At 71.9% G+C, this 14,498-nt stretch carries 13 protein-coding genes; 9 read left to right on the top strand and 4 right to left on the bottom strand.

The window, feature by feature from the left end:
• The first annotated feature begins 4 nt into the window (after positions 1-4).
• A complete protein-coding gene (gene sucD / locus ABZV77_RS07295; protein WP_356251427.1) occupies positions 5-889 on the top strand; it encodes a succinate--CoA ligase subunit alpha in 885 nt (294 codons plus the stop codon).
• A 214-nt stretch (positions 890-1,103) separates the two neighbouring features.
• On the opposite strand, the gene ABZV77_RS07290 is transcribed toward sucD, so the two are convergent.
• The gene (locus tag ABZV77_RS07290; protein WP_356251424.1) at positions 1,104-2,396 is read right to left on the bottom strand and encodes a helix-turn-helix domain-containing protein; all 1,293 of its coding nucleotides are present in this window, start codon (positions 2,394-2,396) and stop codon (positions 1,104-1,106) included.
• Positions 2,397-2,587: 191 nt separating this feature from the next.
• On the opposite strand from ABZV77_RS07290, the gene ABZV77_RS07285 reads away from it, so the two are divergent.
• Positions 2,588-4,354 (top strand): DUF6350 family protein, encoded by a 1,767-nt coding sequence (locus ABZV77_RS07285; RefSeq protein ID WP_356252370.1) that lies wholly within the window; start codon positions 2,588-2,590, stop codon positions 4,352-4,354.
• 37 nt (positions 4,355-4,391) lie between these two features.
• Here the strand turns inward: ABZV77_RS07285 and ABZV77_RS07280 are convergent, their stop codons facing one another.
• On the bottom strand, positions 4,392-5,216 hold the full coding sequence (locus tag ABZV77_RS07280; protein ID WP_356251421.1) for a hypothetical protein: 825 nt from the start codon (positions 5,214-5,216) through the stop codon (positions 4,392-4,394).
• Between the two features lie 305 nt (positions 5,217-5,521).
• Between ABZV77_RS07280 and purN the strand changes: the two genes are divergently transcribed.
• A complete protein-coding gene (gene purN / locus ABZV77_RS07275) occupies positions 5,522-6,145 on the top strand; it encodes a phosphoribosylglycinamide formyltransferase (RefSeq protein ID WP_356252367.1) in 624 nt (207 codons plus the stop codon).
• On the top strand, positions 6,142-7,719 hold the full coding sequence (gene purH / locus ABZV77_RS07270) for a bifunctional phosphoribosylaminoimidazolecarboxamide formyltransferase/IMP cyclohydrolase (RefSeq protein WP_356251418.1): 1,578 nt from the start codon (positions 6,142-6,144) through the stop codon (positions 7,717-7,719). The genes purN and purH overlap by 4 nt, the downstream gene beginning before the upstream one ends.
• A gap of 87 nt (positions 7,720-7,806) precedes the next feature.
• Here purH and ABZV77_RS07265 read toward each other — a convergent pair whose 3' ends face one another.
• Positions 7,807-8,436 carry a hypothetical protein gene (locus ABZV77_RS07265; protein WP_356251415.1) on the bottom strand — a complete coding sequence of 210 codons (630 nt, stop codon included), beginning with the start codon at positions 8,434-8,436 and terminating at the stop codon, positions 7,807-7,809.
• Positions 8,437-8,692: 256 nt separating this feature from the next.
• Here ABZV77_RS07265 and ABZV77_RS07260 point away from each other — a divergent pair, with 256 nt between their 5' ends.
• The 4 genes from ABZV77_RS07260 (at position 8,693) to ABZV77_RS07245 (ending at position 12,266) form a co-directional block, all read left to right on the top strand.
• Complete coding sequence (locus ABZV77_RS07260) at positions 8,693-9,547, top strand: bifunctional methylenetetrahydrofolate dehydrogenase/methenyltetrahydrofolate cyclohydrolase (protein ID WP_356251412.1); 855 nt, start codon at positions 8,693-8,695, stop codon at positions 9,545-9,547.
• A gap of 18 nt (positions 9,548-9,565) precedes the next feature.
• A complete protein-coding gene (locus ABZV77_RS07255; RefSeq protein ID WP_356251409.1) occupies positions 9,566-10,054 on the top strand; it encodes a DUF3017 domain-containing protein in 489 nt (162 codons plus the stop codon).
• Between the two features lie 333 nt (positions 10,055-10,387).
• Complete coding sequence (locus tag ABZV77_RS07250; protein WP_356251407.1) at positions 10,388-11,560, top strand: sensor histidine kinase; 1,173 nt, start codon at positions 10,388-10,390, stop codon at positions 11,558-11,560.
• 13 nt (positions 11,561-11,573) lie between these two features.
• A complete protein-coding gene (locus tag ABZV77_RS07245; protein WP_356251404.1) occupies positions 11,574-12,266 on the top strand; it encodes a response regulator transcription factor in 693 nt (230 codons plus the stop codon).
• 3 nt (positions 12,267-12,269) lie between these two features.
• On the opposite strand, the gene ABZV77_RS07240 is transcribed toward ABZV77_RS07245, so the two are convergent.
• The gene (locus tag ABZV77_RS07240) at positions 12,270-12,566 is read right to left on the bottom strand and encodes a hypothetical protein (protein ID WP_356251401.1); all 297 of its coding nucleotides are present in this window, start codon (positions 12,564-12,566) and stop codon (positions 12,270-12,272) included.
• A 707-nt stretch (positions 12,567-13,273) separates the two neighbouring features.
• On the opposite strand from ABZV77_RS07240, the gene ABZV77_RS07235 reads away from it, so the two are divergent.
• Complete coding sequence (locus ABZV77_RS07235) at positions 13,274-14,455, top strand: DUF2690 domain-containing protein (protein WP_356251398.1); 1,182 nt, start codon at positions 13,274-13,276, stop codon at positions 14,453-14,455.
• Positions 14,456-14,498 lie beyond the last annotated feature (43 nt).

Genomic DNA, 14,498 nt, shown 5'->3' with positions numbered 1-14,498 from the left:
AGCCATGGCTATCTTCCTCAACAAGGACAGCAAGGTCATCGTCCAGGGCATGACCGGTGCCACGGGCATGAAGCACACCAAGCTCATGCTGGGTGACGGCACCAACATCGTCGGCGGCGTGAACCCGCGCAAGGCGGGCACGAAGGTCGACTTCGACGGCACCGAGGTGCCGGTCTTCGGCACGGTCAAGGAGGCCATGGAGGCCACGGGCGCCAACGTGTCCGTCCTCTTCGTGCCGCCGGCCTTCTCCAAGGCCGCCGTCGTCGAGGCGATCGACGCGGAGATCCCCCTCGCCGTCGTCATCACCGAGGGCATCGCCGTCCACGACTCCGCCGCCTTCTGGGCGTACGCGAAGTCGAAGGGCAACAAGACCCGCATCATCGGCCCGAACTGCCCGGGTCTGATCACGCCGGGTCAGTCGAACGCGGGCATCATCCCGGGCGACATCACGAAGCCGGGCCGCATCGGCCTGGTCTCGAAGTCCGGCACGCTGACGTACCAGATGATGTACGAGCTCCGTGACATCGGCTTCTCCTCGGCCGTCGGCATCGGTGGCGACCCGGTCATCGGCACGACGCACATCGACGCCCTCGAGGCGTTCGAGGCCGACCCCGACACCGACCTGATCGTCATGATCGGCGAGATCGGTGGCGACGCGGAGGAGCGCGCGGCGGACTTCATCAAGGCGAACGTGACGAAGCCGGTCGTCGGCTACGTGGCGGGCTTCACCGCCCCCGAGGGCAAGACGATGGGCCACGCGGGCGCCATCGTCTCCGGCTCCTCCGGCACGGCCGCCGCGAAGAAGGAGGCCCTCGAGGCCGCCGGCGTCAAGGTCGGCAAGACGCCGACCGAGACGGCGAAGCTGGCGCGCGAGATCCTGGCGGGCTGACGTCCGTCGGTTGAGCAGTGTTGAAAGTGGGCCCGCACCTTTTAGGTGCGGGCCCACTTTTTGGTCTTCGGCTGCGGGTGCGTGGGGGCTTGTCGCGCAGTTCCCCGCGCCCCTGAACCGCGCCTGGCGCCGCCCGCGCCTGGAGGCGCCCCTGAACCGCGCCTGGCGCCGCCCCCGCCTGGAGGCGCCCCGGACCATGCCCGGGTACTGCGTCCTACCTCGCCTCTGGAGTGAGGCGTTCCTCGCCGTTCGGGAGTTCTGCTCGGAGCTTCTCGCGGAGGGTGGTGTCCTGGTAGGAGAGAGGGCCCGGGCCCATGCGGGGCGGTACTCCGCTGATGGCGCGGCCGGGGGCCTGCGGGGGCTCGTAGTGCGTGGGCGCGTTCTTCAGGGTCAGCGCCGTCGCCCCGATGATCAGCGCCGTGAACGCGATGGCGGCGCGCGTCCAGAAGCGTGCGCGGTGCTCGCTGCCGGTGCGGACGCGTTCGGCCCTCGGGAGCCGCAGCTTCTCGGCCCTGCCGACCTCGCCGAGGCGCTGGTGAAGGACCTCGGGGTCCGCCAGGTCGGGCAGCCGCTCGGCGATCGCCTCGCGCGCGTGCAGGAGGCGGTTCGCGGCGGCGGGCGTGCTCGCCTCCGTCTCCGCCGCGGTCTCGGGCAGGTCGAGGCCGACGCCGTCGTAGAGCATCAGGGTGCGGCGCTGTGCGGGCGGCAGGCTCAGGAGTACGTCGAGGAAGGCGCGGTCGGCGGGCTGCGCGGGCGGGGCGTCCGGGTGGCGCTGGCTGGGACGGAAGCGGTGCCAGGGGGACATCGCGTACTCGTACGCCGCCGCGCGGACCCACCCCGCCGGGTCCCGGTCGACCGCCACCTCGGGCCAGCGCTGCCAGGCCAGCTGGAAGGCGCGCTCTACCGACTCCTGGGCGAGGCCCCGCCGTCCGGTGAGCAGATACGTCTGGCGTACGAGGCCGGGGGCGCAGCCCGCGCAGAGGGCGTCGAAGGCCTGGGCGGGGGTGAGGTCCGGCTCGCGGGGCTTCCGGGGTTCCCGGGGCTCCCGGGGTGCCTCGGGCTTCGTCACCCGGACCGGCAGCGGACGGACGTGGCCGCTGCTGTGGCCGTTGCTGTGGCCGTTGGCGGCGGGGGCGGCTGCCGCCAACGGGGCCGGGGTCCGTGGCTTCGCCGCGCGCTTGGCGGGCTGCTGGGGGCGCGATCTCGACCTGCCGCCGTCGGTACCGACGGCACCGACGGGGGGCTTCGCCCGCCCTGCCTTCCGCGGTGCCGTCTCCGCCGCTGCCGTCTCCGCCGCTGCCTGCTCCGCCGCGACCGCGTTCAGGAGCTTCGCGTACGCCTCGCGCTTGCGGCCGCGCGGGCTGGTGCGCCCCGTTTCCCAGGAGCGGACCGTTTCGCGAGTGACGCCGACCTTCGCCGCGAGATCGGCCTGGCTCAGCGACTTCGCCTCGCGCAGCCTGCGGCGTTCCTTGGGGGACGGCAGAGGCGGGGCAGGGCTCTGGGGCATCTCGGAATCTCCGCACCGTGGGCCGACGTACGGCGGGCGGGCCGGGCGCAGCCGATCTGCCGTACGAAAAAGTACATAAACATATATTGAGCGACACATCCGATATTCGCCTGTTACGGGAATAAAGCGCGTGTCGTTGGGAGCATGGCCGGGTGACCCAGACGACCGATCCCCACGCCTCGTCGCCGCCCGTGGAACCGTTGCGCGGACGGGCCCGCGACCGTTCTCCCGCCCTGGCCACCTGCGTGCTGGGCGGGGCCATCGCCGCGGGCCTCGGACTCGGCTCGTTCGCCGTACTGGTGATGGTGCTGTGGATCAGCTCGCCCTACCCGGACAGCGGTCCCGACGGCGCGCTGCACGTCGCCGCCGGGCTGTGGCTGCTGGCCCACGGCACGGACCTGATCAGGACGGACACGCTCTCGGGGGCGCCCGCGCCGATCGGCGTGACGCCGCTGCTGCTCGTCGTCCTGCCGGGCTGGCTGCTGCACCGGGCGGCACGGGACGCGGCGGCGCCCGAGGGCCGCGGGCACGCGGCGCGCACGGCGTGGTCCGGGGTGGTGGCCGGGTATCTGCTGGTCGGCGCGGCCGCGGCGCTGTACGCGGCGGGCGGCGAGCTGCGGCCCGACTGGATCAGCGCGGCCGTGCACGTGCCGGTCCTTGCGGCGGGCGCGGCCGGGCTCGGCGTGTGGACGGCCCGCGGACGCCCGCACGGGCCGCTCCCCGCGGCCCTGCGCCGCCCGCTGGCCGCCCTGCCGGAGGGGGTACGGGTCTCGCTCCGCGCCGCTCTCGTACGAGGCTTCCTCGCCCGCCGCCTCGCGGTGGCCGTCGTCCGGGCCGGGGCGGCGGCCACCGGCGTCCTCGTCGGCGGCGGCGCGCTGCTCGTCGCGGTGTCGCTCGTGCTGCACGCGGGGCCGGTGCAGACGTCGTTCACGCAGGTCACAGACGTGTGGTCGGGGCGGCTCGCGGTGCTTCTGCTGGCCCTCGCGCTGGTCCCGAACGCCGCGGTGTGGGGCGCCGCCTACGGTCTCGGCCCCGGCTTCGCGCTCGGCACGGGAACCGTCGCCGGGCCCCTCACCGCGGGCGCGGCACCCCTGCTGCCGCCCTTCCCGCTGCTCGCGGCGCTGCCGACGGCGGGGCCCGGCTCACCGCTGACCTGGGCGGCCGCGGCGGTGCCGGTGGGCGCGGGGCTCGCGATCGCCTGGTGCGTGGTCCGGGCGGCGGCGCCCGCGGCAGGCTCGGGCGAGCTGAACGAGGCGTGGTCGCGGGGCCGGACGGCCGCGGGCGCGGCGATGGCGTCGGTGGTGTGCGGGACGGCGGCGGCGGGCCTCGCGGCGCTCGCGGGCGGGCCGATGGGGGTGGCGGTGCTGTCCGATTTCGGCCCGGTGTGGTGGCAGACCGGGGCGGCGGCGCTGGGCTGGTCGCTGCTGGTCGGGGTGCCGGTGGCGCTCGGGTTGCGGGCGTGGCGGCTGCGGAGGCGGAGGCAGCGGCTGGACCTGCCGGAGGGGGTGGAGCGGGTGTCGTCCGGTGGGGAGCAGGGGCTGCCCGGGGCGGCCGGGCCGTCCGGTGCGGCCCGGCCGTCCGGTGCGAAGCGGCGGGTCCGGCTGCCGCGGCTCAGGCTGCCTTCGCTGCGGCTGCCGCGTCCGCAGAAGGCGCGGCCCTGGATCCCGCACGTCCGGCTTCCGTGGCCCGGGCGGGCGGCTGAGGCGGCTGAGCCTGCCGTCGGCGCCGTTCCGGAGGAGGGCGAGCCGGAGCCGACGGCTACCCCGGAGCCGCCGGAAGACCCCAAGATCCTGGAGGTCCACGAACTCCCGGAGCCGCCGAACCCCTCGTACGAGCCCTCCGGACCCCCGCCCCCCTCCTGGTACGACGAAGCCGCCCGCGAGGCCCGCTGGCAGGCACTCAAGGAGGAGGGGGAGCGACTCTGGGAGCGGCAGACGCGACCCCCGGAGGCACCCTGAGATCAGGCTGGTAGCTGGTAGCTGGTAGCTGGTTCGGTCAGTCCTGCTCGCCGAGGAGCGGCCGCAGCTGCTTCGGCAGCAGGTCCTCGCAGGACTGCTGCGACGCACTGGTCAGCGCGTCGTCCACGCACGTGTAGTAGTCCCGGTACACCAGCTGTGCCGTAAACGTACCGGCCACCATGAGGAGCGCGAGCGCACCCGTCACCAGGCCGCTGATCGCAGCCGTCGTCTGGGGCCTCGTGCTCGTCGCCGGTTCGGCCTGCGGCGGCCGGGCGGCGGTCGTGGCGGTCGGCGCGGCGGTGTCCGGCGCCTGCGCCGCTGCCGGTGCCGGAGCCGTCGGATCCGGCGTGCGCTTCTTCGCCCGCAGCGCCTGGACGGCCCACATCACCGCGAGCGCGCCGAGCAGCAGCGCGACGTACCGCCAGCCGAACAGGGCGAAGAAGAAGCCCCACATGCCGGAGAGCAGGGCGTACCGCGCGCGGCGCTGGGCCGGGTCCGTCGGGTCCCAGCGCATGCCGCCACCGCCGTTGTTGCCGCCGCCGGGCGCCGACGGGCCCTCCTGGCCGGGGCCGTTCTGCTGGCGGGGCCGGTCGCCGAAGCCGCCCTGGGAGCGGCCGGGCTGGCGGTCGCTCCACTGGCTTCCCCAGGGGGAACCCTGGCTGCCGCCCGAGTCGTCGCCGTCAGGGGCGGAGTCGCCCGAGGGGCGGCGCGGCTGCCACGGCCGGTCCGGTGTCCCCTCGGGCGGCGGCGCGAAGGGGTTGTCGTCGTCCTTGCCCGTTCCCTGGGCGCCCGAGCCCCGGGACTCCGGTCCCTGGGATTCCGGGTCCTGCGGCGGAGACGAAGGGCGGCTACGGTCCGGCATCAGGTGTGCGTCTTCCCCTTGGTAAGGCCCTTGGCAGGGCCGTGGCAGAGCCGTTGTGCGGCTCGACAACGCGGCGTTCTTCGGTATTCAGGCGCTTCCCCACAGACGCTACCTTCCGCCTGCGCCCCCGTCCCGTGAGGGGCGGTTCCGGGTGCCGGTATCGTTGCTGGCGGTCGGCCGCTTCGTAGGGTTCCCCGTATCGCGGGACCCGAAGCCTTCGTACGACCGTACAAAGACACGCCTTCGAAGACGCACCTTCGAAGACGCATCCTCCGAGAAAGGGCCCCGTTGTGGCCAAGAGCGCTGTGGTCGCGCGCCCCAAGCGCCTCGTCGTGCTGGTGTCCGGGTCGGGCACGAATCTCCAGGCCCTGATCGACACCATCCGCGCCGAGGGGGCGGAGGGCTACGGCGCCGAGATCGTCGCCGTGGGCGCCGACCGTGACGGCATCGCGGGCCTGGAGCGCGCCGGGCGTGCCGGGATCCCGACCTTTGTCTGCCGGGTGAAGGACCACGCGACCCGCGACGAGTGGGATGCGGCCCTTGCGGAGGCGACGGACGCGCACGGCCCCGACCTGGTGGTCTCCGCCGGGTTCATGAAGATCGTGGGGAAGGAGTTCCTCGCGCGCTTCGGCGGGCGGTTCGTGAACACGCACCCCGCGCTGCTGCCCAGTTTTCCGGGGGCCCACGGTGCGCGCGACGCGCTCGCGTACGGCGTGAAGGTCACCGGCTGCACCGTCCACTTCGTCGACGACGGCGTCGACACCGGCCCGATCATCGCCCAGGGCGTGGTCGAGGTCCGGGACGAGGACGACGAGAGCGCTCTGCACGAGCGCATCAAGGAAGTCGAGCGCACGCTGCTCGTCGATGTCGTGGGGCGTCTGGCCCGGCACGGCTACCGCATTGAGGGACGAAAGGTTCTTATCCCGTGACCGCCGAAGCTACGAACGCCAACGCCGCGCAGCGCCCCATCAAGCGCGCGCTCATCAGCGTCTACGACAAGACCGGCCTGGAAGAGCTCGCGCGCGGGCTGCACGAGGCGGGCATCGAGCTCGTCTCCACCGGCTCGACCGCCTCGAAGATCGCTGCCGCCGGGGTGCCCGTCACCAAGGTCGAGGAGCTCACCGGCTTCCCCGAGTGCCTGGACGGTCGGGTCAAGACCCTGCACCCGAAGGTCCACGCGGGCATCCTCGCCGACCTGCGCCTGGCGGACCACCAGCGGCAGCTCGCGGAGCTCGGCGTCGAGCCCTTCCAGCTCGTCGTCGTGAACCTCTACCCCTTCAAGGCGACCGTCGCCTCGGGCGCCACGCCCGACGAGTGCGTCGAGCAGATCGACATCGGCGGCCCCTCCATGGTCCGCGCCGCCGCCAAGAACCACCCCTCGGTCGCGGTCGTCACCGACCCGAAGCGGTACGCCGACGTGCTCGCGGCGGTCAAGGCGGGCGGCTTCGACCTGACCGCGCGCAAGCGGCTCGCGGGCGAGGCGTTCCAGCACACGGCGGCGTACGACGTGGCGGTGGCTTCCTGGTTCGCGGACGGGTACGCGGCGGCCGACGAGTCCGGCCACCCCGACTTCCTCGGCGCGACCTACGAGCGCAAGAACGTCCTCCGCTACGGCGAGAACCCCCACCAGGGCGCGGCGCTCTACGTCGACGGCACGGGCGGCCTGGCCGAGGCCGAGCAGCTGCACGGCAAGGAGATGTCGTACAACAACTTCACGGACACGGACGCCGCGCGCCGTGCCGCGTACGACCACGACGAGCCCTGCGTCGCGATCATCAAGCACGCCAACCCGTGCGGCATCGCGATCGGCGCGAACGTCGCCGAGGCGCACCGCAAGGCGCACGCCTGCGACCCGCTGTCGGCCTTCGGTGGCGTGATCGCGGTGAACCGTCCGGTCTCCAAGGAGATGGCGGAGCAGGTCGCCGAGATCTTCACCGAGGTCATCGTCGCGCCCGAGTACGAGGACGGCGCCCTCGAAGTCCTCACCAAGAAGAAGAACATCCGCGTCCTGCGCGCCCACCAGGCGCCGTCGAACGCGGTCGAGGTCAAGCAGATCGACGGCGGCGCGCTGCTCCAGGTCACCGACCGGCTGCAGGCCGACGGCGACAACCCCGCCAACTGGACGCTCGCCACGGGCGATGCGCTCAACGCGGGCGAGCTCGCCGAGCTCGCGTTCGCCTGGAAGGCGTCCCGCGCGGTCAAGTCCAACGCGATCCTGCTCGCCAAGGACGGCGCCTCCGTCGGCGTCGGCATGGGCCAGGTCAACCGCGTCGACTCCGCGAAGCTCGCGGTCGAGCGGGCGGGCGAGGAGCGTGCGCGGGGCGCCTACGCCGCGTCCGACGCGTTCTTCCCCTTCCCCGACGGCCTGGAGATCCTGACCGCCGCGGGCGTCAAGGCCGTGGTGCAGCCGGGCGGTTCGGTCCGCGACGAGCTGGTGGTCGAGGCGGCGAAGAAGGCGGGCGTCACGATGTACTTCACGGGGACGCGGCACTTCTTCCACTGAGCGGGCCCGGTGGCGACCTGACGTACAGATGACGGTGGCCGCGCCCCTCACAGGGGGCGCGGCCACCGTCGTACGTTCCCGACTCGCTCAGTAGCGGGGGCGGTTGAACCAGGCGGTGCCGGAGGGGGCGATCATCGCCGCGGCCATGACCCCGCCGAAGCCTATCCAGAGCATGGCCCAGACCAGTCCCACGGTCGTGTCGGCGTCGGCTGATCCGAGCAGGATGAGTACTCCGAACAGAGCGCCGAGAATGCCGTACACCATGGTGGTGATGCGGATGCCCTGTCCGCCTTTGGAGAACTTCACGCCGAGCGTGATCGATAGCGTCGCCAGCCCGAGGAAGAGCAGGGCAACGACGAGAACTATCCCGGCGGAGTTCTGCCCGATGTCCGAGAATTCGTTGTCTCCGAACGTGTCGGATGCGGCATCGGAGGCGTCGCTGACCGTAGCTGCAACGAAGATTGCGATGAGGCCGATCAGGATCTGGACCGCGGAGACGATGAACAGCAGCACACGCGCGGTCATCATGAGGCCTGGCATCGAGTGCTGCATCATGTTGCCGCCCGGGTAGCCGGGGTACGCCGGCTGCTGCGGGTAGCCGTAGGGCTGCTGCGGCGGCATGCCGGGCGGGCCCTGCTGGGGATAGCCGTAACCGGGAGCGGCCGGGGGCTGCTGGGGCGGCTGCCCGTATGGGTTGTTCGGGTCGCCGTAACTCATGGGCGGTCTTCCTCCGTCAGGTGGTGCGGGGACGACGCGGCACACCACGGAGGAAGGTGTTACAGATGCGGTCCGTCCCCCCGACACTGCCCGCGGCACTGTGCCGCACATCGTTCTTTAGGCATGGCTTATTTGTCCAGCCGCACTCCGTATGCGTTGTGCAAGTGCAACCTCGCTGATCAGCGGGTGAACCACCGTGGCGCCAGGGGAGTGCCCTGATTGGTACCGGGCGGGTCTCATCCGGGAAGATGGGGTCATGACCGCCCAGATTCTCGATGGCAAGGCCACCGCAGCCGCGATCAAGTCCGAACTGACCGCCCGCGTGGCGGCCCTGAAGGAGAAGGGCGTCACGCCCGGACTCGGTACCGTCCTGGTCGGCGACGACCCGGGCAGCCAGAAGTACGTCGCGGGAAAGCACCGCGACTGCGCGCAGGTGGGGATTGCCTCCATCCAGCGTGAACTGCCCGCCACCGCCTCCCAGGAGGAGATCGAGGCGGTCGTCCGCGAGCTCAACGAGGACCCGACCTGCACCGGTTACATCGTCCAGCTCCCGCTCCCCAAGGGCATCGACGAGAACCGCGTCCTCGAGCTGATGGATCCGGACAAGGACGCCGACGGCCTGCACCCGATGAACCTCGGCCGCCTCGTCCTGAACGAGCCGGCGCCGCTGCCCTGCACCCCGTACGGAATCATCCGGCTGCTGCGGCAGCACGACGTGGAGATCAAGGGCGCCGAGGTCGTCGTGGTCGGCCGCGGCGTGACCATCGGCAGGCCCATGCCGCTCCTGCTCACCCGCAAGTCCGAGAACGCCACGGTCACCCAGTGCCACACCGGCACCCGTGACCTCGCCGCCCACCTCAAGCGGGCGGACATCATCGTGGCCGCCGCGGGTGTGCCGCACCTGATCAAGCCCGAGGACGTGAAGCCGGGCGCCGCCATCCTGGACGTCGGCGTCTCGCGCGACGAGAACGGCAAGATCGTCGGCGATGTCCACCCGGGCGTCGCCGAGGTCGCAGGATGGATCTCCCCGAACCCGGGCGGCGTCGGCCCGATGACCCGCGCCCAGCTCCTGGTGAACGTCGTCGAGGCCGCGGAACGCGCCGCGCGCTGAACGGAAAGAGGCGAGGCCATGAGCGAGGCCCAGAGTTCTTCAGAAGCCGGACCGGGCAGCAGCCCGGAGACTCCCCTGGCCAAGGGCGCGGTCAGCGCGCCCGGCCCGGACGGGCGGCCGCGGAAGGTGTCGCGCCGCTTCCCGCTGTTCACGCGTGACACCGCGCGGCCCGAGGGCGGCGGCCGTGCCGCGGCGGGCGACGCTCCCGCACCGGCCCGGCAGTGGCCGCTGCTCAGCGTCGTCTCGATGGTCGGGCTCGGGCTGCTGCTCACCGCCCTCGACGTGTTCCGCATCGGCACGCTGCTGATCGGCGTCGCCCTCATCGGGGGCGCCGTGCTGCGCTGGGCGCTGCCGGACGTCGGGATGCTCGCGGTGCGCTCGCGGTTCACGGACATGGTCACGTACGGGGCGCTGGGCCTCGCCATCGCACTCCTCGCGATGATGGCGCAGCCCAGGCCCTGGCTGGAGATCCCGTTCCTGGACGACACGCTGCACTACACGATCTAGACGTACGCGTTGTTCGCACGCGGATAGCGGATGCACGCGGATGCACGCGGATGCGCGCGGATATACGTACGTGCAGGCGCCTGACCGTGGCCCGTCCTCCCCCGAGGGGACGGGCCACCGTCATGCGGACCGGGCCTTCCCCCGTGCGGTCTCCCGACGGCCGCGGTCCTGTGGTGCTGGTCTCCCAAACTACGGACGGGCCGTCGGCCGCGTCATCACGCCCTGGGTGGAACTCCGCCTGCTCCAGCGGCGGTAGACGGCCGGTTCCTACAACTTCCGCGGTACCGCCACCGGTTGACGTTCCGCCCCCCATATGCGCGTTACGCTGCGGCGATGCGGATCCGCCCCCTCGCAGTCGACGCACTGATCGCGGTCGCCCTGACCACGGTGGCCGTGCTGCTCGGGGACGAGTCCGTCAAACAGGGGTGGATCGCCCTCGACCCCCTGGGATACGCCCTGGTCGCGCTGATCTGCGTGCCCGTCGCGGTCCGCAGCAAGGCCCCGCTCGCCGTGCTGCTCGTCGTGCATCTGGCGTGGTTCGTGTACGTCACCGTCGGCTACTGGCCAGTGGTCGGCAGCTTCGGACCCATGCTCACCGTCTACACGGTCGCCTCCCTTCGGCCCCCACGCGTCTCCCTCCCCTGCACCGCGCTGATGGCCGCCGTGTGGATCTACGCCGGTGTGATCAGCGAGGACGCCTCGATGCCGTCCGTCATCGGCCAGGCGGCCGGTTTCTCCCTTGTCCTGTGGCGCTTCGGGTACGTCGCCCGCCGGTCGATCGAGCTCGCCCGGCAGTTGAAGCGCGAGCAGGACGAACGGGCCAGGCGCGAGGTCGCGGAGGAGCGGGGGCGCATCGCGCGCGAACTGCACGACGTGGTCGCCCACCACATGTCGGTGATCTCGGTCCAGGCGGGCCTCGCGACGTTCGTCTTCGGCTCCGACCCCACCACCGCCCGCGCGGCGCTCGGCACGATATCGGGGACCAGCGGCGAGGCGCTCGAAGAACTGCGCCGCATGCTGCGGGTGCTGCGGGCCGAGGACGGGGAGCGCGGCGAGCACGGCGGCGACGCTCCCGAGGCCCCGATGCCGGGTCTGGCCCGCCTGGACGAGATGGTCGAGCGGGTCCGCACCGGGGGAGTCCCCGTCGAACTGCGGGTCACGGGGACGCCGCGGCCGGTGGCGCCCGGCGTGGAACTCTGCGCGTACCGCGTGGTGCAGGAGGCGCTGACCAACGTACTGAAGCACGCCCACGGAGCCGCGGCGACCGTCGAACTCGCCTACAAGCGCGGCTACATCGAGGTCTCGGTGACCAATGACGGAGAGGGGGTGATTCAGGACAGAGTACGGACGGGTAGTGGACACGGCTTGATTGGGATGCGGGAGCGGGCCAAGCTCTACGGCGGGGCGATCAGTATCGGCCCGCTGAGCGAGGGGGGTTTCGCCGTGCGGCTCACCCTGCCGACCTCGGCGAGGGCCGCGGCGCGGGGGGACGACGCAACGCAATGAGCCGGGTGACCGGATGACCGCATGCATCAAAGTGCTCGTCGTCGACGACCAGTTCCTCATCCGTGCGGGGTTGGTGGGGCTGCTGCGTGCCGCGCCAGGCATCGAGGTCGTGGGCGAGGCGGGCGACGGCGACGAGGCCGTGGCGCTCGCCGCGCAGACCTGTCCCGACGTCGTCCTGATGGACATCCGCATGCCGGGCATGAACGGCATCACGGCGACGGCGAAGATCCTGGAACAGGCCGGTGATCCGGCGCCGCGCGTGCTGGTCCTTACGACCTTCGACCTCGACGAGTACGTGTACGGGGCGTTGCGCGCCGGGGCCTCCGGGTTCCTGCTCAAGGACTCCGGGCCGGAGCGGCTGCTCGCCGCCGTGGCGGCGGTCGGCAGCGGCGACGCGCTCTTCGCGCCCAGTGTGACGCGGCGCCTCGTCGAGGCGTTCGCGCGGCAGACGGCGGGGTCGGGGGCCGACGAGGGCGAAACGCCCCCCGACCTCGGGGTGTTGACCCTGCGCGAGGTCGAGGTGCTGAAACTGATCGCGCGCGGCCTCACCAATGCGGACATCGCCGAGCGGCTCTACATCAGCGAGGCCACGGTCAAGACCCACCTCAACCGCACGATGAGCAAGCTCGACCTGGACAGCAGGGCGCAGGCGGTCGTGGTGGCCTATGAGTCGGGGCTCGTCACGCCGGGGGCGGGTGGGAGCTGAGGCTCAGCAGGTGACCACCTTGCCGTAGGAACCGCGGCCCCAGTTCCACTCCCACTGCTCCTTGTTCTGGTACGTGAGGCACGGCGAGTCGCTGCCCCAGTCGATGACGACCTTCAGGTGCATGGCCTGGCCGCAGAGGTTGGTCACCTTCACGTACTTGCGGTGCTTGATGACGTCCCGCTTGACACAGGCGGGCGCGGTGCCGGACGTCGCAGAGGCCGTGGTGGGCATCGCGAGGGTGGCGCCGAGGAGGGCGGTGGCGGCGATGATGCCGCTTGCGAGGCGCTGACGGGGCTTCATGGGTGGGGTCCCTTCGGGGGTGCGTGCGTGCGTGCGCGTGTCGGCGTCTACGTGTGTGCGTGTACGTGTACGTGTACGTGTACGTGTACGTCTGTGCGTGTACGCGTGCCGTTGGGCCGACTCTGCCGAGTGCGGCCGTCCCCGGGGCGCAAGACGTGGCCGAAGTCGCCCTTTCGGGGACGGTGCCCGTCCTCACCCCCGTGAGAGGGCGGGCACCGCCGTTCGGAAGGGTGCTTCCCGCTGGAATCTCCCGATGTAAGCGGTGTGTTCCGCTCGTGATCCAGAGTCATGGACGTGCCAAGCACGTTCAAGGGATGCCAAGGCCCTGTGGCACGGAGGTGACCATTCCGCAACGGTCCGCGGCAGGTCAGGGGCGGTGTGCGGGGGTGCGGGCGGGGGTGGGTGTGGGTGTGGGGGTGGGTGTGAGGGTGGGATGAATGCTGTATTCCGGAAGGTTCGGGAGGTCTCGGCCGGTACCCGGGGTTCCGCATTGTGGAGGGGTGTGGCGGTGGGACACTGGCCCGGGAGCGCGGGGAGTGCGGCGGTGCCCGCCGGTACCCGCCGGTGGCCCGAATGCTCCCGTGCGCCCCTGATCCGGGAACTGACATCCCGGCTCCGCGCATCCCTCTGGGTAGTCCAGAACGGAGGGGTGGCGCGGGGGCGGCGCGGGGGCAGAACAGGCACGTACGGGGGGAATAGGGGGAGTAATGCCTCGTTGGAAGGCGCTACCGGACGAGCTCGACCCGCAGGTCAGGGAGTTCGCCAGCCAGCTGCGCAGGCTGGTCGACCGCAGTGGACTGAGCATCGCGGCGGTCTCCGACCGGACCGGCTACAGCAAGACGTCGTGGGAGCGCTATCTGAACGGGCGGCTGCTCGCGCCCAAGGGGGCGATCGTCGCGCTGGCCGAGGTGACGGGGACGCCGCCCGTGCACCTCATCACCATGTGGGAGCTTGCGGAGCGGGCTTGGAGCCGTTCCGAGATGCGGCACGACATGACGATGCAGGCGATTCGCATCTCGCAGGCGCGGGCGGCGTTGGGGGAGTTGGGGCCTGATCCGTTGGGTGGGGGTGCGAAGGCGCCGGGCAAGACGCCTGGGAAGGCGTCCGCCCCTTCTCGGCCCGCTCAGCCTGCCTCGCAGTTCCCTCCTCCGGGGGGCGGGGGCGTTGCGCGCAACGGGGCCGGGGGTGGCGCCGGGCGCGTGACCGGAGTGGCTGGACCGGCCGGGGTTTCGCCCACGGTGGGGTCCGCTTCTGTCGGCTCGTACGGGGCGTCCAGTTCGTACGGTGATGTCTCTGCTTCTGCCTTTGGTGAGGGTGGGGGTGGCCCTGGAGGGCCCAAGGGTGCGCCGTCGCAGTCGCCGTCGTCGCCCCCGTCGCCCGACAAGCAGCGGCGGCGGCGGAAGCTGACGATGTTCCTTGCGGGTGTGGTCGGGGCCCTCGTGGTCATCGCGGCGGCGGTCTTCATGACCGGGTTCGGTGGCGACGACAAGGGCGACGACGAGGCGAAGCCTTCCGTGACGCCGAGCACGAGTGACACGGATCTGCCCGCCGGGGTCGAGTGCAGCGGCAAGGACTGTGCGGGCAAGGATCCCGAGAACATGGGCTGCGGCGGGGAGCTGGCGAAGACGACGTCGCGGGCGACGATCGGGAAGACGCTGGTCGAGGTGCGGTACAGCAAGGTGTGCGGGGCCGCGTGGGCGCGGATCACGCAGGCGACGCCGGGGGATGAGCTGACGATCACGGGGTCGGGCGGCGGGGCCGGGGCGAAGCAGAACGGCACGGTGAACGAGGACTTCGACGCGTATACGCCGATGGTGGCGGCGGAGTCGGGGACGGCGGCGAAGGCGTGCGCGACGCTTACGTCTGGCCAGACGGGCTGCACGGAGTAGTCGGCCTTGTGCCTGCGGGGCGGTGAGTGCGTCTGCGCTTGGG

This window comes from Streptomyces sp. NPDC004732, assembly GCF_040609235.1.
Lineage (GTDB): Bacteria > Actinomycetota > Actinomycetes > Streptomycetales > Streptomycetaceae > Streptomyces.
Note: the sequence above shows the minus strand (reverse complement) of the source record. Positions and strands in the feature narration are given on the sequence as shown.

Excerpts from the sequence above, each read along its gene's own strand:
- ABZV77_RS07235 (WP_356251398.1), top strand. The coding sequence starts at position 13,274 with ATGCCTCGTTGGAAGGCGCTACCGGACGAGCTCGACCCGCAGGTCAGG.
- ABZV77_RS07260 (WP_356251412.1), top strand. The coding sequence starts at position 8,693 with ATGACCGCCCAGATTCTCGATGGCAAGGCCACCGCAGCCGCGATCAAG.
- sucD (WP_356251427.1), top strand. The coding sequence starts at position 5 with ATGGCTATCTTCCTCAACAAGGACAGCAAGGTCATCGTCCAGGGCATG.
- ABZV77_RS07265 (WP_356251415.1), bottom strand. The coding sequence starts at position 8,436 with ATGAGTTACGGCGACCCGAACAACCCATACGGGCAGCCGCCCCAGCAG.
- ABZV77_RS07290 (WP_356251424.1), bottom strand. The coding sequence starts at position 2,396 with ATGCCCCAGAGCCCTGCCCCGCCTCTGCCGTCCCCCAAGGAACGCCGC.
- ABZV77_RS07240 (WP_356251401.1), bottom strand. The coding sequence starts at position 12,566 with ATGAAGCCCCGTCAGCGCCTCGCAAGCGGCATCATCGCCGCCACCGCC.
- ABZV77_RS07280 (WP_356251421.1), bottom strand. The coding sequence starts at position 5,216 with ATGCCGGACCGTAGCCGCCCTTCGTCTCCGCCGCAGGACCCGGAATCC.
- ABZV77_RS07255 (WP_356251409.1), top strand. The coding sequence starts at position 9,566 with ATGAGCGAGGCCCAGAGTTCTTCAGAAGCCGGACCGGGCAGCAGCCCG.
- ABZV77_RS07245 (WP_356251404.1), top strand. The coding sequence starts at position 11,574 with ATGACCGCATGCATCAAAGTGCTCGTCGTCGACGACCAGTTCCTCATC.
- ABZV77_RS07250 (WP_356251407.1), top strand. The coding sequence starts at position 10,388 with ATGCGGATCCGCCCCCTCGCAGTCGACGCACTGATCGCGGTCGCCCTG.